Source organism: Campylobacter sp. VBCF_04 NA7, from assembly GCF_027737405.1.
Taxonomy (GTDB): domain Bacteria; phylum Campylobacterota; class Campylobacteria; order Campylobacterales; family Campylobacteraceae; genus Campylobacter_B.
In genome coordinates, this window is record NZ_JAOVTT010000012.1 from 1 (window position 1) to 15558 (window position 15558).

General features: G+C 38.5%; 19 protein-coding genes. 11 read left to right on the forward strand and 8 right to left on the reverse strand.

Going from position 1 to position 15558, the window contains the following annotated elements; translation table 11 throughout:
- Nucleotides 1-454: 454 nt before the first annotated feature.
- Genes htpX through ribA form a run of 7 tightly spaced genes read right to left on the reverse strand, consistent with a single transcriptional unit; the run spans nucleotide 455 to nucleotide 3833 of the window.
- Nucleotides 455-1321, reverse strand: coding sequence for a zinc metalloprotease HtpX (gene htpX, locus OFO00_RS07905; RefSeq protein ID WP_270865581.1), 867 nt, complete (start codon nucleotides 1319-1321; stop codon nucleotides 455-457).
- Nucleotides 1309-1845 carry a hypothetical protein gene (locus OFO00_RS07910; RefSeq protein ID WP_270865582.1) on the reverse strand — a complete coding sequence of 179 codons (537 nt, stop codon included), beginning with the start codon at nucleotides 1843-1845 and terminating at the stop codon, nucleotides 1309-1311. The genes htpX and OFO00_RS07910 overlap by 13 nt, the downstream gene beginning before the upstream one ends.
- Nucleotides 1842-2072, reverse strand: a complete 231-nt coding sequence (locus tag OFO00_RS07915) for a hypothetical protein (protein WP_270865583.1) — start codon at nucleotides 2070-2072, stop codon at nucleotides 1842-1844. The genes OFO00_RS07910 and OFO00_RS07915 overlap by 4 nt, the downstream gene beginning before the upstream one ends.
- A gap of 9 nt (nucleotides 2073-2081) precedes the next feature.
- The gene (locus tag OFO00_RS07920; protein ID WP_270865584.1) at nucleotides 2082-2462 is read right to left on the reverse strand and encodes a type II toxin-antitoxin system death-on-curing family toxin; all 381 of its coding nucleotides are present in this window, start codon (nucleotides 2460-2462) and stop codon (nucleotides 2082-2084) included.
- Nucleotides 2459-2659 (reverse strand): hypothetical protein, encoded by a 201-nt coding sequence (locus OFO00_RS07925; protein WP_270862309.1) that lies wholly within the window; start codon nucleotides 2657-2659, stop codon nucleotides 2459-2461. The genes OFO00_RS07920 and OFO00_RS07925 overlap by 4 nt, the downstream gene beginning before the upstream one ends.
- 47 nt (nucleotides 2660-2706) lie before the next feature.
- Entirely contained in the window at nucleotides 2707-3273 is a 567-nt protein-coding gene (rsmG, locus tag OFO00_RS07930) for a 16S rRNA (guanine(527)-N(7))-methyltransferase RsmG (protein ID WP_442867915.1), read from the reverse strand.
- A complete protein-coding gene (gene ribA, locus OFO00_RS07935; protein ID WP_270859302.1) occupies nucleotides 3270-3833 on the reverse strand; it encodes a GTP cyclohydrolase II in 564 nt (187 codons plus the stop codon). The genes rsmG and ribA overlap by 4 nt, the downstream gene beginning before the upstream one ends.
- 61 nt (nucleotides 3834-3894) lie before the next feature.
- Here ribA and hemB point away from each other — a divergent pair, with 61 nt between their 5' ends.
- Genes hemB through OFO00_RS07960 form a run of 5 tightly spaced genes read left to right on the forward strand, consistent with a single transcriptional unit; the run spans nucleotide 3895 to nucleotide 8910 of the window.
- Nucleotides 3895-4872, forward strand: a complete 978-nt coding sequence (gene hemB / locus OFO00_RS07940; protein WP_270865585.1) for a porphobilinogen synthase — start codon at nucleotides 3895-3897, stop codon at nucleotides 4870-4872.
- A gap of 14 nt (nucleotides 4873-4886) precedes the next feature.
- Nucleotides 4887-5807, forward strand: a complete 921-nt coding sequence (gene argF / locus OFO00_RS07945; RefSeq protein WP_270865586.1) for an ornithine carbamoyltransferase — start codon at nucleotides 4887-4889, stop codon at nucleotides 5805-5807.
- On the forward strand, nucleotides 5808-6290 hold the full coding sequence (locus OFO00_RS07950; RefSeq protein ID WP_270865587.1) for a DUF2603 domain-containing protein: 483 nt from the start codon (nucleotides 5808-5810) through the stop codon (nucleotides 6288-6290).
- Nucleotides 6277-7641 (forward strand): oxygen-independent coproporphyrinogen III oxidase, encoded by a 1365-nt coding sequence (hemN, locus tag OFO00_RS07955; protein WP_270865588.1) that lies wholly within the window; start codon nucleotides 6277-6279, stop codon nucleotides 7639-7641. The genes OFO00_RS07950 and hemN overlap by 14 nt, the downstream gene beginning before the upstream one ends.
- Nucleotides 7642-7644: 3 nt before the next feature.
- Nucleotides 7645-8910 (forward strand): (Fe-S)-binding protein, encoded by a 1266-nt coding sequence (locus OFO00_RS07960; RefSeq protein ID WP_270865589.1) that lies wholly within the window; start codon nucleotides 7645-7647, stop codon nucleotides 8908-8910.
- 31 nt (nucleotides 8911-8941) lie between these two features.
- Here OFO00_RS07960 and OFO00_RS07965 read toward each other — a convergent pair whose 3' ends face one another.
- Nucleotides 8942-9160, reverse strand: coding sequence for a hypothetical protein (locus tag OFO00_RS07965; protein ID WP_270865590.1), 219 nt, complete (start codon nucleotides 9158-9160; stop codon nucleotides 8942-8944).
- Between the two features lie 131 nt (nucleotides 9161-9291).
- Here OFO00_RS07965 and OFO00_RS07970 point away from each other — a divergent pair, with 131 nt between their 5' ends.
- The 6 genes from OFO00_RS07970 (at nucleotide 9292) to OFO00_RS07995 (ending at nucleotide 15409) form a co-directional block, all read left to right on the forward strand.
- Complete coding sequence (locus tag OFO00_RS07970; protein ID WP_270865591.1) at nucleotides 9292-10194, forward strand: helix-turn-helix transcriptional regulator; 903 nt, start codon at nucleotides 9292-9294, stop codon at nucleotides 10192-10194.
- Nucleotides 10195-10259: 65 nt separating this feature from the next.
- Nucleotides 10260-10565: a hypothetical protein gene (locus tag OFO00_RS07975; protein WP_270865592.1), complete on the forward strand. Its 306-nt coding sequence runs from the start codon at nucleotides 10260-10262 to the stop codon at nucleotides 10563-10565.
- 141 nt (nucleotides 10566-10706) lie between these two features.
- Nucleotides 10707-11513, forward strand: a complete 807-nt coding sequence (locus OFO00_RS07980) for a GTPase (RefSeq protein ID WP_270865593.1) — start codon at nucleotides 10707-10709, stop codon at nucleotides 11511-11513.
- On the forward strand, nucleotides 11513-12097 hold the full coding sequence (locus tag OFO00_RS07985; RefSeq protein WP_270865594.1) for a hypothetical protein: 585 nt from the start codon (nucleotides 11513-11515) through the stop codon (nucleotides 12095-12097). Before OFO00_RS07980 ends, OFO00_RS07985 begins: the two co-directional genes overlap by 1 nt.
- On the forward strand, nucleotides 12078-13835 hold the full coding sequence (locus OFO00_RS07990) for a hypothetical protein (protein ID WP_270865595.1): 1758 nt from the start codon (nucleotides 12078-12080) through the stop codon (nucleotides 13833-13835). The genes OFO00_RS07985 and OFO00_RS07990 overlap by 20 nt, the downstream gene beginning before the upstream one ends.
- Entirely contained in the window at nucleotides 13829-15409 is a 1581-nt protein-coding gene (locus OFO00_RS07995; RefSeq protein ID WP_270865596.1) for a GTPase, read from the forward strand. Before OFO00_RS07990 ends, OFO00_RS07995 begins: the two co-directional genes overlap by 7 nt.
- Nucleotides 15410-15558: the final 149 nt, after the last annotated feature.

The window sequence follows — 15558 nt, forward strand, 5'->3', positions numbered from 1 at the left end:
GCTAAATTTTAAAAAGCAACGCTTTTTAAAATTTAGCCACTTCTAAGGTTTTACAGGGGTGGGGGTTGGTAAGGGGGAGGGTAGCGTCTCCTAAAAAGCGCGCCCTCCCCCTTACAGAGAATTTCACAGCGCAGGTTAAATTCAAAAAATCGTTCAATGCTAAATTTAGGTTGAATTTTGCTTTAAATTTTACTGGATTGACTTCGCCTACGGCTCGTCCAAAACAAGCGAAGCGCTTTTTGCGAAGCAAAAATGTTTCCGTGAAATGTCCCTTCGCTTCGCTCGGGTCGCTACGCTCATTCTGCTTCGCTTTCTGCGAAAGCTCGCAATGACAGCGAATTTACAAATTTGGAATTTTTATTTCGTAGATTGCCACGCGAGCAAAGCTCGCTCGCAATGACAGATTAAAGCAATTTAGTGTCAAATTTTAAATTTGACACTAAATTTGCAAATTTTACTTTTGGATAGCGATTTTGTCTTTTAGCTCTTCGAGTTTTGCGATACGGTCGCTTGTGCTAGGGTGCGTGCTAAAAAGCTGAGAGAAATTCGCCTTAATCCCGCTAAATGGGTTTATGATAAACATGTGCGCGGTCGAACCTGTCGCAGAGTGCATGCGGTAGTTTTTGGCGTAATTATCCAGCTTGGATAGAGCAGAAATTAGCCACTCAGGGTGTCCTGTAAGCGCGGCTGCACCGGCGTCTGCTTTGAATTCTCTGGTGCGTGAGATCGCCATTTGGATTACGCTAGCAGCTAGCGGCATTATCACGGCTCCTATGAGCAAGAAAATGCCGTTTGCGCCACCGCGATTTTGCGAGTTTGAGCCCGCAATCGCGCCAAATTTGGCGAAATTTGCTAGCATTGCGATTGCGCCTGCAAACATCGCTGCGACCGAGCCGATTAGGATATCGTAGTGATTAACATGGCTTAGTTCGTGAGCTAACACGCCCTCGATTTCTTGCGGGCTCATTAGATTTAGCAAGCCTTGCGTAACGGCGACTGCGGCGTTGTTTGGATTGCGACCTGTGGCGAAAGCGTTTGGAACTTGCTCATTGATGATATAGATTTTTGGCATTGGCAAATTCGCCTTAGCGCATAGGCGATCGATTATGTCGTATAGCATAGGCTGGCTCTCGGCCGTAACTGGCGTAGCGCGGTAGTGTTTCAAGACTAGTTTGTCGCTGAAAAAATAGCTGAAAAAATTCATACCGCACGCCACGACAAACGCCATAATCATACCCTTTTGTCCGCCAATTAGGCTGCCGACGAACATAAAAAGTAGCACGAGCCCGCTCATTAGCAGGGCGGTTTTTATTTTTTCCATATATCCTCCTTGGATAAATTTTTCGCACTGATTTTTGTGTCTAAATTTTTAATTTTTCCGCCTAAATTTTTGGTTAGACCGATTAGTCCTTGCGGATTGATATGTGGCAGGTGAAATTTACGCCCGCCCGCAAAAAGCCCGCTTAAAAAGGATTTTGGGCGGTTTGCGATGGCTTCTTTGAAAACCACAGCGTCGATTCCAAGCTCGGCAAGCTGTTTTAGAGCGCGAGTGGAGCTGACAAACATCGCGATTTTGGCATCAAAAAGATAGTCGTTGGCTAGCTTTTGCGCGAGTGGGGCGGTTTTTTTATTTACGATGATAAACCTCGCACCTGCGCCGTTTGCGAGCAAAATTTCGTTTAGGTTGTTTGTAATGACGCTGAAATTTTTCTCCGTGCTTTTGGCTAGCGAGATTAATTTAGGATCAAATTTAAAGAGCAAATTATCGTATCTGAAAACCTCGTCTGTGTGTTTGATAGCGTAAAACGGCTCGTAATCAACCAATTCATGCCCTAGAATAATCATTTTTTTTCCTTTATTTTTGCCAAGCAAGATTTGCAAATTTGGCGAGAATTATGCGAGATAAGCGCGCCTTGCTCGTAGTATGTCCCGCACTCATCGCAAGGCATTAGCGCTGTTGGCTCTTGCTCGCCATTTGTGTCTGCGCTCTCGCCCTTTTTGGCGCGAAATTTTGGCACGATTAAAAAATAAATTAACGCAATAATTATCGCTAATGATAAAAGTTTTCCCATTTTTGGCCTTTAAATTTTTAATAAATTTTCAAATATTTCTTGCAATTTTTCTTTTGAAATACTGCCGTCTGCGACGCTTACGACTATATTTTCCATAAATTCGTAAAAACTATCTTTGTCAAAAACTGCCTCATTAATTATCAAAAAAGCCTTTGATAGCATTATGGCGCTTCGTTTGTTTCCGTCTAAAAATGGGTGAAATTTGACACACGAAAACATTAAATGCGTTACTTTTTCTGCAATGCTAGGATAGTATAAATCGTTTTTGATATTTTCTAATGCTGAGGCTAAATAGCCGATTTGAGCGTTATTGTAGCCAATCAATCCACCCATTTTTTCTAAAACGCCGTCGTGCAAAGATATGGCTTGATTTAGCGTTAAATATTTCATTTATCTTTTAGCCTTTCAAAGACAGCACGATTTTTAGGGTTTTCGAAAATATCGTTTAAAATTTCGTTTTTGAAATTTTCAAAATCCTGTGTTTGCTCTGCTTTGTAGCCGATTTTTTGGCAAAATTGCGCAAAAAATTCAACTTCGCCATTTGGAACCAAAACCAACATAGGCGTAAAATCCTTTGAAGTTTGCATTATTTAATCCTTTTAAAATTCGCTTTATCGCAAGATTATACAATATTTTAACAAATTCCGCTAAGAAGTAGGTAATTTCGCATACCGGCGTTAAAAATCTCAAATTTGGCACTTGGAAATTTGCTTTTAGTCTCGGTGATTTCATCATCTACGCTACTGCCTTTATAGAGCAAAAAGTGCGTATTGCTATCATAAAATCCATCGCAAATTTCGACTAAATTTTTCGTTTTCATCACAGCCCTTGAAGTTATCAAATTAGCCCTAAATTTTAGCGAATTTTCGATTTTTTCTCTATGAATTTCGACATTTTTTAGCCCCAAATTTACCTTAGCGTAGGTCAAAAACGACGCTTTTTTGGCGATTGGCTCGTATAAATGCCACTTCGTGTGGTTTAAAACCATAGCCAAAAATATCGCCGGAAACCCAGCCCCGCTACCGATGTCAATGGCGATTTTAGGGTATTTTGGGATAAATTTCACCCCACCAATACTATCAGCGATAATTTCGCTTAAATCATCGTAATTCGTAAGGCTGTGGATTGCGTTAAATTTACGCAGACACTCGCCAAATTTAGCGCACTTTTCATCGAAATTTTCAGGCAAAATCAAATTCACAGCAAATGCCCCATTTTATCTTTTTTAGTTCGCAGATAATTCTCGCTAAATTCGTTAGCTTTGATGATAATTGGTATGCGCTCGACAATCTCCACGCAGTGCAAATTTGATAGCTTTTCAGGGTTGTTTGTGAGTAAATTTATCTTTTTGATTTCATAGTGTTTTAGGATAAAATCCACGATTTCATAGGTGCGCTCATCTGCTTTAAAACCTAGCTGATGATTTGCCTCGATTGTATCAAAGCCCTTATCTTGGAGCGCGTAGGCGTTTATTTTGTTTAGTAGCCCGATATTTCGCCCCTCTTGGCGCAGGTATATCACCATGCCGCCATTTTTTTCTATGTATTTTAGGCTCTCTTCGAGCTGGTCTCTACAATCGCATTTTAGGCTTCCGATCGCATCTCCCGTGAGGCACTCGGAGTGGATTCGCACATTTACGATTTCATTTAACGGCATTTTTGCGATTACTAAGTGTTCTTTTTCGTTTTCTTTGAAGGACTGCACCTTAAATTTACCGAAGCGTGAGGGCAAATTTGCAATCTGCGAAATTTGAATATTCATATAAAATTTACTCCATTTGTGATATTATAAATCGATGATTTTACCCAAAAAAGGAAAAACAATGTTTAAACGATTTAGAAGAGTGCGCATAAATCCCGTAGTAAGGGAGCTCGTGCGCGAAACTTCGTTAGAGATGAGAAATTTTATTTACCCGCTTTTTGTCGTTCCTGGAAAAGGTGTCAAAAACGAGATAAGCTCTATGCCAGGCGTATTTCAGCTGAGTTTGGACGAAATTTTAAAAGAGTGTGAAATTTTATCAAATTTGGGAATTAATAAAATTTTGCTTTTTGGAATTCCGGAGGTTAAAGATAGCATTGGCTCTGACGCGCTTAGCGATGATGGCATAATCGCCACTGCGCTTCGCGCGATTAAGGATAAATTTCCAAAATTTATGGTGATTACGGATTTGTGCTTTTGCGAATACACTGACCACGGACACTGCGGGATACTAGATCATGTTCATCAAACCGTAAATAACGACGCCACGCTTGAAATTTCAGCCAAACAAGCCCTAATCCACGCCAAAAACGGCGCTGATATGATAGCCCCAAGCGGTATGATGGACGGTATAATCACGACTTTGCGAGAGGCGCTTGATAGCAACGGATTTGAAAATTTACCGATTATGGCATATTCTACGAAATTTGCTAGTGGATACTATGGACCGTTTCGCGATGTGGCTGAGAGCGCGCCTAGCTTTGGCGATAGAAGCTCGTATCAAATGGATCCAGCAAACCGCCTAGAAGCGATAAATGAGAGTTTAGAAGACGAGGCGCAAGGTGCTGATATTTTAATGGTAAAACCAGTACTTGCGTATTTGGATATAATCCGTGATTTGCGCGAGCGCACACTGCTTCCGATTTGTGCGTATAATGTCAGTGGCGAATACGCGCTTTTAAAAGGCGGAGCGAAGCTTGGATTGATCGATTATGAGCGGGTTTTAATGGAGACTATGATAAGCATAAAACGCGCAGGGGCGGATATGATAATCTCATATCACGCAAAAGAAATAGCTGAGCTTTTGCGTAAATTTAGCTAAATTTAGGAGTGAGTATGCGACATTTTTTGACTTTTGAAGATTTTAGCAAAGATGAAATTTTTGAAATTTTGCGCCTTGCGGCTGAGATTAAAAAAGAAGCCAAAGCGAAGGATTACAAGCCATATCTAAAAAACCAAACCCTAGCGATGATTTTTGAAAAAAGCTCGACTAGAACGCGCGTGAGCTTTGAGACTGGTATGTATCAGTTAGGCGGACAAGCGCTGTTTTTAAGCTCAAAAGATATTCAACTCGGTCGTGGCGAGCCTGTGAGAGATACTGCGCGCGTGATTTCTAGCATGGTCGATATGGCTATGCTTAGGGTTTATAAACAAAGTGATTTGGAGGAATTTGCCAAATACTCAGCCGTGCCTGTGATAAACGGCCTTAGCGATTATCTCCACCCAGTGCAGTTAATCGCGGATTATATGACTATGCAAGAGCGTGCTAGTGGCGATTGCGTGGCGTATATCGGAGATGGAAACAATATGGCGCACACTTGGATTTCGCTGGCTTCGATTTTAGGATTTGAGCTTAGAATCGCTACGCCAAAAGGCTATGAGGCTGATGCGTCTATCGTAGCGCAAGCCGAGAAAAACGCCAAAATTTCAGGGGCAAAAATCATCTACACTCACGATCCGCGCGAGGCAGTCTGTGGCGTAGATGTCGTTACGACCGATACTTGGGTTTCAATGGGACAAGAGAGCGAAAAAGAGCGCAAAGTTAAGCTCTTCGAGGGATTTTGCGTAGATAAAGATATGATGAGCCTAGCCAAAAAAGATGCTATTTTCTTGCATTGCTTGCCAGCGTATCGCGGATACGAGGTCAGCGATGAGATTATAGAAGCTCATGCGGGCGATGTTTTTAGTGAGGCTGAAAACAGACTGCACGGCCAAAAGGGCGTAATGGTATGGCTAGATAGACACAGAGGTAATTAAGTGGAAAAAAACGACAAAGCATTAACAAAAATTGATCAAATCAATGAATTTTTCGGTATCGAGGACGCTAATAGCACGGTTTTTGAGATTTCGCACGACCCACAAACAAACGAAAAAAAACTAACACTAAAAAAGGGTTCGTGGAGCGACGAGGAGCCGTGGTTTGGGATAGATGAGAGTGGCGAATTGCACACAATGGTATCTTTAAAATCGCTAAATAATCTAATCCAAGTTGCAAAAGGGGCGATTGCAGAGAATTTCAACCTAAAATTAGAGCGCTCGATTTTACAGCAAGCCCCAGTGGATTTTGGCGATGCGTGGATTGTGTGCATGGACGAAATTCGCAAAATCACGAGCGAAAACCCAAGCATAAAAAAGATAAATTTAGATTTAGACGCCATAGTTTCGCGCGTGAAGCAATCACACCCAAATTTATTTATTGATATCGAAGAGTTAGTAAGGAGCAGAAATGGCAAACATTGATTTTGACGCGTATGCTAAATTTTCGCGCCCAGGACCGCGCTACACGAGCTATCCTACTGCGCTAGAATTTAGCCAAAATTTCAGCTACGAGCAGTATATAAACGAGCTAAAAACCCAAGACAAAAACGCCCCACTCTCGCTTTATTTTCACATGCCGTTTTGCCGTTCGGCGTGCTATTTTTGTGGCTGTAATGTCATCTACACTGGCAAACGCGATAAAATGGACAGGTATTTGGACTACATAGATCGCGAAATGGATATTTTGTGCGAGCATTTAGACGCTAGCAGGGTAGTGACGCAAATGCACTTTGGTGGTGGCACACCGACATATTTCGACGCCGAACAACTTGATCGCCACATAAAAAACATAAAAAAACATTTTAAAAATTTCAGTCCTGACGCTGAGATTAGCTGTGAGATTGACCCTAGATTTCTTACGCAGCAGCAGCTTGATGTGCTTATATCGCATGGATTTAACCGCATAAGTTACGGCGTGCAGGACTTCAACGAGCGCGTGCAAAAAGAAATCCATAGAATTCAGCCTTATGAGCTGACAAAAAGCGTAATGGATATGGCGCGAAAGGCTGGGATAAAGTCGATTAATATGGATTTGATTTATGGTTTGCCATATCAAAATTTACAGACTTTCCAAGAAACGCTAAATTTAGCCCTTAGCCTTAATCCAGATCGTTTTGCGATATTTAATTACGCCCATGTTCCATGGATAAAAAAATCAATGCGTAAATTCGACGAAAGCACGCTTCCTGCGCCAAAAATCAAGCTTGAAATTTTAAAATTTACCCATGATTTTTTGACCGCTAATGGATACGAGCCAATCGGCATGGATCACTACTCTAAGCCAAGCGACGAGCTTCATGCTGCGCTTAAAGACGGCACGCTTCATAGAAATTTCCAAGGTTACACCACAAAAGGTGGCGCGGATTTGATTGGCATTGGGCTTACTAGTATCGGCGAAGGCGCGCGGCATTATGCGCAAAATTTCAAAGATATGGCGCCGTATGAGGAGGCGATTGATAGCGGAAAATTGCCATTTTGCAAAGGAATTTTGCTAAATGGTGAGGATTTGCTTCGCAAAGATGTGGTAATGAGCCTAATGGCGAATTTCAGGGTAAATATCAAAGAGATCGAAGCTAAGCATAATATTAAATTTTTCGAGCATTTTGCAAATTCGCTAAAAGAGCTTGAATATCTTAAAGATTTTGTGAAAATTTCAGACGATGAGCTTAGCGTAACGCCGACTGGAACGCTTCTAATCCGCAATATCGCAATGTGCTTTGATGAATATATGCATAAAAATTTGGGCGAGAAAAAATTCTCAAAAACGGTGTAAAAAATGTATGATTTCAAAACCCTAAGCGATAAATGCGTAAAATGTGGCAAATGTATCCCAGCCTGCACGATTCATAATATCAATAGCGACGAAGTTACCAGCCCGCGCGGGTTTTTGGACCTGCTTGGTGCGGTCGAGCGGGGCGAACTCGAACTCGATAAAAATATGAAAAATATCTTTGAGAGCTGTTTTTTATGCACGAGTTGTGTCGATGTGTGCAACGACTCCCTGCCTACCGATACTGCGATCGAAAACGCGCGCTACAAAATCGCGCAAAGATTTGGCATAGCGTGGTATAAAAGGGCTGTGTTTTGGTTTTTGAGCCACCGAAAAATTTTGGATTTGGCAGCTAGGCTAGGGTATTTTTTCGTGCCGTGCGCCTTTAAGACACAAAAAGATAGCGAGCGCGGAAATACGATGAGACCGCGATTTTCGGTGCCGATGATGAGCGTAGAGCGCACACTGCCTAGCTTAGCGAAAAAAAGCTTTATGAACTCGCACGCTGAGTTTATCGACAATGGCGGAAGCAAAACTATCGGGCTTTTTATCGGCTGTATGGGAAACTACGCATATACGGGCATTGGCGAGGCGTTTTTGAAAATCGCAAAAAGCCTAAATTTAAATGTGAATTTGATGAAAAAGCAAGCCTGCTGTGGCGCGCCGCAGTATTTTACTGGGGATTTTGGCTCTGTGGAGAAAAACGCGAAATTTAACATAGAGTATTTTGAAAAAATGTTAGCTAATCTCGACGCTATCGTCGTTCCAGAGGCGACATGCTCTGGTATGCTAAAAGTCGATTATGTGCATTTTTTCGAGGGCGATTCACACTGGCAAGAGCGCGCAAAGGCCGTGGCGAGTAAAATTTATCTAGCGACGGAGTATTTTGATAAATTTACAAATTTAAAAGAAATTTTATCAGAGCGCGGAAAAATAGGGCAAATCACCTACCATGATCCGTGCCACTCACGCAAAATGCAAGGAATTTGGCGCGAACCGCGAAATTTGCTTTCGCAAAATTACGAAATAATCGAAATGCCAAACGCCAATCAGTGCTGTGGATTTGGCGGTGTAACAATGCAGAGTGAAAAATATCATCTCTCGCGCAAGGCTGGCTTAGACAAGGTCGCCTCGCTCAAAGATAGCCCCCTAAAAATCGTAAGTGCGGAGTGTAGCGCGTGTAGAATGCAGCTAAATAACGCCTTTGGCTTAGCGCAAATCGATATGAAATGCGTAAATCCGCTAGAACTGATTGCTAGGGCGTTGGGGTAGTCTGGGTTAAACCTAAATTTAACCCCAAATTTCAATCTTCGTAGGCGTTTTCTTCTGTTTCTGGCTCTTTTGGGCTGTTTTCTTGGATTAGCATGCGGTTGGTTTCAATCTGTTTTTTTAGCTCGTCGTAGTTGCTCTCGGCTTGGTTTAGTCGTTTTTCTAGCGCTGTGATGCGCTTTTCGGAACGAGAAATAAAATAATACACCACATAAATCATAAATATAACGATAATCCAAGGAACGATTTTCATCTTTTTACCTTTTTGTAAATTTCAAAGCGTGATTATAGCATAAGTTAAATTTACCAAAATTTTAACTTTTAATTGCTTGGTTTTAAGGCGAAAAAAGATACAATGCAAACTTTATTTTTAGGTAATGGACAATGAAAAAGATAATAGGCAAAACCAAAGATAGTCGCGAAAATATCGCCATTAGACTTCTTAAATTTATGCAATTTGCGTTTTTGGGCGAGAGCTTTCTCGAGAAAGATTTGCAAAGCGAATTTGGCGTAGATGTTCGGACGATACAGAGGGATTTGAAGGCGCTTAGAGCGTATGGATTTGAGTTTGAGACCAAAAACGGCGTAACTCACGCAAACTGCGTTGGGGGGGGGGTTCTAGATACCTGCTCGCTTAGTTTAGCCCGAAATTTAGGCGTTAGCGAGATTTTCCCTAGCTTTGGAAGCGAAGAAATCACAGACCTGCTAAACGGCGTTTATAAAATCGACGCCAAATTTGACAAATTTGCCCCAAATTCTACGCTCAAAAGGGATTTTGAGGAGATTTGCTACGCTATCAAAAATCACAATATTTTAAATTTCACTTACTCGGGCAAGGAGCGCATCGCAAAGCCTTATGCCTTTATTTTCCGTCTTGGGGTGTGGTATGTGCTATGCGATGAAATGGGCGTTTTAAAGACATTTACATTTGAGAAAATTTCAAATTTAGATGTTTTGGAGCAAACCTTTTCGCCAGAAATCAAAAAACTAGCCCAAATCAAAGAAAATAAAAATCACTGGTTTTCATCTAGTCCCATAAATGCGAGATTGCGTGTGGATAATACTGCGCTTGCATACCTTGGGCGCAAAAAATTTTTCATCACACAAAATTTTATTGATAAAAACGACAAATTCGCCACACTTGCCGTAACTGCGGCGTTTGAAGATGAAATTTTAAATTTCGCAAAACTCTACCTGCCATATATCAAAATCATCGAACCAGCGAATTTGCAAAGTAAATTTGAAAAAATTTTGCAAGATTATCTAAAAAATGGCGGAAATTTATGAGAAACGACAAACCCTGTCGCAGCCATTTCGTAAAATACCATAAATTTTTTACGAAAGGATGAAAAATGTGGAAGTTTTTCTTAGGTTTAGGTGTAGGTGCGATAGCAGGAGTAGGTGCGTTAGCGTATGTCAAAAGTAGGTGCGAAGAAGATGACGAATTCGCCGAAAAAGTCGATGATGTCATAGAGAGCGTTTGCGATGGATTTGGTAGAGCCAAAGACGCTATCGAAGAGACGGCTTCGCAAGTTTATGATAGCGTTGAAAAAAAGCTTGGAGAGATAGACGAAGCCTTTGGCTGGGGCGAGAGTGCAAAACCTGCCCCAAGTGTTGCACAAGGTAGCGAAATTACTATCGAAGCAGAAACCGAATAAATTCGCAAATCGCTAAAATTTACGAATTTACCTAGTTGCCGTGGAATTCTATGAATTCTACGGCAAATTTTAAAATTGAGTTTATAAATCTGCGTTAGAGCGGGGATTTATAAACTCAAAATTTAAAACAAAGGAGTTCTTATGAGTATCGATGAAATACGAGAATTAGTTGAAGCTTTAAAGTTTTCTCAAAACATAAAACCGAATGTTTTGTGTATAGGGATTTATAATAGTGGAAAAAGTTCGCTTTTAAACGCTTTGATAGATGATTTTGAAAACGAAACTTTTGAAGTGGCTGACAAGCGAGAAACGCCAGAAATTAAAAGTGTGGAGTATGGGGGTATTATTTACATCGACACACCTGGACTAAATGCTACGCCTGATGACGATGAAAAGGCTCTTGGCGGTGAGTTTATGTCTGATGTGAATATATTTTTGCACTCTTTATCGGGTGGTGAGCTGAAAAAAGACGAGATAGGTTATTTGCATAGCTTGATAAACGAGCTAAATAATGCAAAATCGTTTTTTGATAAGACAATCTTTGTGATAAATCATATAGAAGATAAAAGCGATGAAGATATAAAAAGGGGTATGGAAAAGATAAAAGAGCAAATTCAAAATGAATTTAGTGCTAGTGTGAAAGTTTTGAGCATAAAAACGCCAAGTTATATCAAAGGCAAAAATGAAAATAAAAATTTGCTAGTTCAAAACAGTGGTATAAACGAACTAAAAGAGCAGATAAATAAAATGTGCAGACCGGATAAAATTTATAAAAATCGAAATGCAAGATTAGAAAAAGCCGTAAAAATGCTGATTTTATCACTGCAAGAAAAAATCGAAGAAAACAATAAAGCCGTGCAAAATATAAAAGAAAAAGAAGAGCAAATTAAAGAAAGAGTAGCAGAAGCAAACAAAACTATAAAAAATATGAAAGCGAGGTTAAGATAATGCCAATTCCGTTGATAGGCTGGGCAGCCGCCGCCGTTGGTGCCGTTGTAGTAGGTGCAGTAGTAAAAGCTTTTAGTGATGATGATAAACCATCGACAACGACTACAAGCAATCGCAATGAGTTAGAAGAAGAAAAAAAGAGAAAAGAGTTATCTCATAATGAGAAAATTTATGCTCAGATTAAAAAGCATAAAAAAGGTGTGTTTGATTCCATAGAAAGAGATTTTGGGGTTAAAGTGCAGCATAAACTTAATCCGCTGGGCATGGCTACGGCGGCTATGACGGCTCCCTTTGGTGGCGTCGCAGGTGTTGTTGCTGCTGGGATTGGAATTGCTAAGGTAGTTTCCGAGCAAGTTTCTGATAAATTAAATACCCAAGAAAAATCTTCGATATACCACAAAATTGCTAAGGTAGTTTCCGAGCAAGTTTCTGATAAATCAGCTCTTTGTGCTATGGTTTCCAATGACAACGATGAAATAGTTTTTCACGGCATTGACACTAGCCATATAGAGAAAGAAAATGAAAATTTACAAAATGAAATCAATGAATTAAAGGAGTTTTTAGATGAAATCAAAAATGGTTGAATTTTATAAATCTCTTGATGAGATAAGCGTCAGAAATTCTAAAATAGATGAAAAAAGACAAAAGCTTCAAAATTTAGTAAATGATTTAAGAGACGATTTAGGCAATGTCAGCTTGGATGAGAATTTGCGTAAAGCAAATGAAGCATTAGCTAAGACATTTGAGAGTATCAAAAACACGGCACAATCTAGCATAGAAAACTGGAACGCCGAATTTGAGAGAAATTTAGAAAATGAAAAATTTAGAAGTGAGCTTGAAAACTATTTTATAGTTATGATTTTTGGAAAAGTAAAAGCAGGAAAGAGTTATCTAGGAAATTTTATAGCCAAAAATAGGCTTGAAAATCAAACAGTTTCGTTTTTTGAGTATGACCAAGCAGGTAAAAAAGATGAAATCAAAGAGCTAACAGAGATAGATGAAAAAGAGTTTAAGACAGATTTTTTAGAATGCACAAGCTCTATTCAAGGATTTAAGCTAAGCGGTTTAGCTTGGATAGATTCGCCTGGTCTTGGCTCGATGACTGATAAAAATGGCGAACTTGCTAAAAAATATCTAAGCAGTGCTGATTATGTTATTTATCCGTCTCACTCGCTTGACCCTTTTCAAATGGATGAAAATAGAGAACTTGATGAAATTTTCAGAGCAAATAAAGAAGTTACTACAATTATCACTAAATCAGATATAAGCGGCGAAGATGAAATAAATGGAGAAATAGTGCTTATTTCAAATAATAAATCGCCAGAAATCAGAAAAGGTCAAGAAGAAGATTGCAAAAAACGCATAAAAGAGCAGATTGGCAAAGAAGTGGGAGATATTTTTTCTATTTCGACAAAAATGGCAAAGATTGGGCTAGAAAACGATGATAAGGAAAAATTTGAAAATAGCAATATTTCAAAGTTGTATGAAAATTTAACTGATATTGTGAAAAATAAAGCTACAAAATTAAAAGAGCAAAGTCCGTATTTAACGCTAAATTCACTCATAGATGAAATTTTGGAAGATAGAGAAAATTCGATAGCTCAAATTAAAGAAAGCATAGATAAATTTGATGATGAAACAAGACAAACAAATGAAAAATTTGATACTTTGAAGTTAAATTCTATGAGCGAAGTTGGCTTGATAGTAGATGAAGTAGTTAGCAAATATGCGACAAATCTTTCAAATAGCGATTTAAAGAAAACGCTAAAAAAGATAGATAAAGAGATAAGAGTTAAATTTGAAAAAGATTTGGAAGATAAAATTAAAAATGTTGTTGAAAGTTATGAAAAGGTTGTCGATGAATTTGAAAGCGAACTAAATTATGATTATGAGATAAAAGAGAAACGAGAAAAAATAAAATATTCTACAAAGACTAGAAATAAGGCTGTCGGTCGTGCTCTACTAGGTGCAGCAGTGGTGGGTGCTCTTTCGCTTGTGCCAGGTATAAATGTATTAACTTGGACTGGTGCTGCTATTTATGCTGGTGCTACTACTGTCGGTGGTTATGTCGGTGGTAAAATCGGCGAAGCCACAGGCGAAGATAAATACGAGTGGGTATCAATCGGCGATAATAGCGAAGAAGTGATTTTAAATTTTAAAGAAGTTAGAACCGAACATTTTGCCGAAATAGCAAAACAAGCTTATGAAGCCTTGCAGGAGAAAATTTTTAAACCGCTTGAAGAAAAATCTACTAAAATCGCCGAAATTTTAAATAAATTTGAAAATGAAATACAAACTTTTAAAAAGGAGCTACAATGTTAATCAAAAACTACAAAAGTATCCAAAATGAGTTAAATTCTTTGTTAAAAGATAACGAAAATTTCAAAGAAATTTTAGATAGTATAAATCAAACGCTAGATGAAAAACTAGCAAATTTTAATCCAACATTTATGATTTACGGCACATACAATAGCGGTAAATCAACCCTGCTAAATGCTCTTTTTGGCAAAGAAGTAGCACCTATGGGCGATGTACCGACTACCAAAGAGATACACGAGCATAAATTTAACGGCTTTACTATCTATGATACTCCAGGACTTAATGCAAATAATGAAGATGATATAATCTCGCAGGAACATTTGCAAAAAAGCGATGCCGTGATATTTGTAATGCAAAATGGTGGCTCTGTCGAAGCAAGATATATCTACACTGCAATGGCTGAAATTTTAAAAAACAATAAAAAGCTTTTGGTCGTTGTAAATGATAAAGAGTGTCATGGGTTTGATAGTGAAGAGAGTGTAAAAATCACAGATAAGGTAGCCCAAAATTTACAAAGAATTTCATCTGAGTATGGAGCGGAAGCTGAAAATATCCAAATCAAGGTTGTAAATGCTTTATCTGCGTTAAAAGCGAAAATGGAAAATAAAAATCTTTTGCTTGAAAAAAGCGGCTACCTACAAATCGAACTTGCAATAAAAAATTTAATGCAAAATTCTAGCACAAACGATGTCGAGAATACTATCAATAAATTTTTAAAAGAGAAATTAGAAAAAATATCTCAAATTTGTGATTTAAATTTTGAAAGCGAAAAACAAAAAAGCATTTCAGAACTCATAGCCTACCTTGAAAAACAAAAAGATAATTTTAAAATCAAGCAAAATAACGGATTAAGAAGACATATTTTAAATTTAAAAGATAATCTTGTTGCGGTTTTATCTAGTGAAAATCCTAGCGAAGCAAAACTATACGAGCTAATAGACGCAAAAACAAATTTGATATGCGATGAATTTTCACAAGGAGTAAATGATATAAGCAGTGAAATTTCACGCAAAGTAGATGAATTTCAAGGAAATTTTAGCAAACTAGGTGGCGTAAGCGTAGATATAAATTTGCCAAATTTAGTATCAAATAGCGAAATGGGCGAATTTTTGATACCTGATGAATTAAAAAATAATGCAATGCGATTAGTAAATGACAAAGAGTTAGTTTCTGGTGCTACAAAAAAAGCACTGGAATATATCAAAGAATATTTGCCTAAATTAATGAAAGGAAAAGGTAAAGTTTGGATAGAAAAAACTTCTCAAACGCTTGGAAAACGGCTTGGCATTATCATAACAGTAATAACTAGTGCCAGTGACATATATAAAGCCAATAAAGAACACAAAGAGATGATAAAAAAAGAAAAAGAACGAATTGCAAGTATAAATAATACAGCTAGTAACATAGCAGATGATTTGGAAGTAAATTTCAAAAAAGAATTTGACAAGATTACAAATGAAATTTTCAATCCGCTTTTAAATACTTATAGCGAATTTTTTAAAAGTCTATCATCTAAAAATGATGATTTAGAGCATATCAAAATGCAAATTTTAAAAATTTCAGCGATAATAGCGTAGGTGAAAAATGAAAAATATCCTTATCCTTTATAACCCGTATTTCAAGGCAAATGTCATTGAAGAGCATTTAAAAATTTTGCTTGATAAAGGCAAGGTCGCATTTGGCAAGGTCAGGGCAAAGGATAGGGATATGATAAATTCTGACGAAA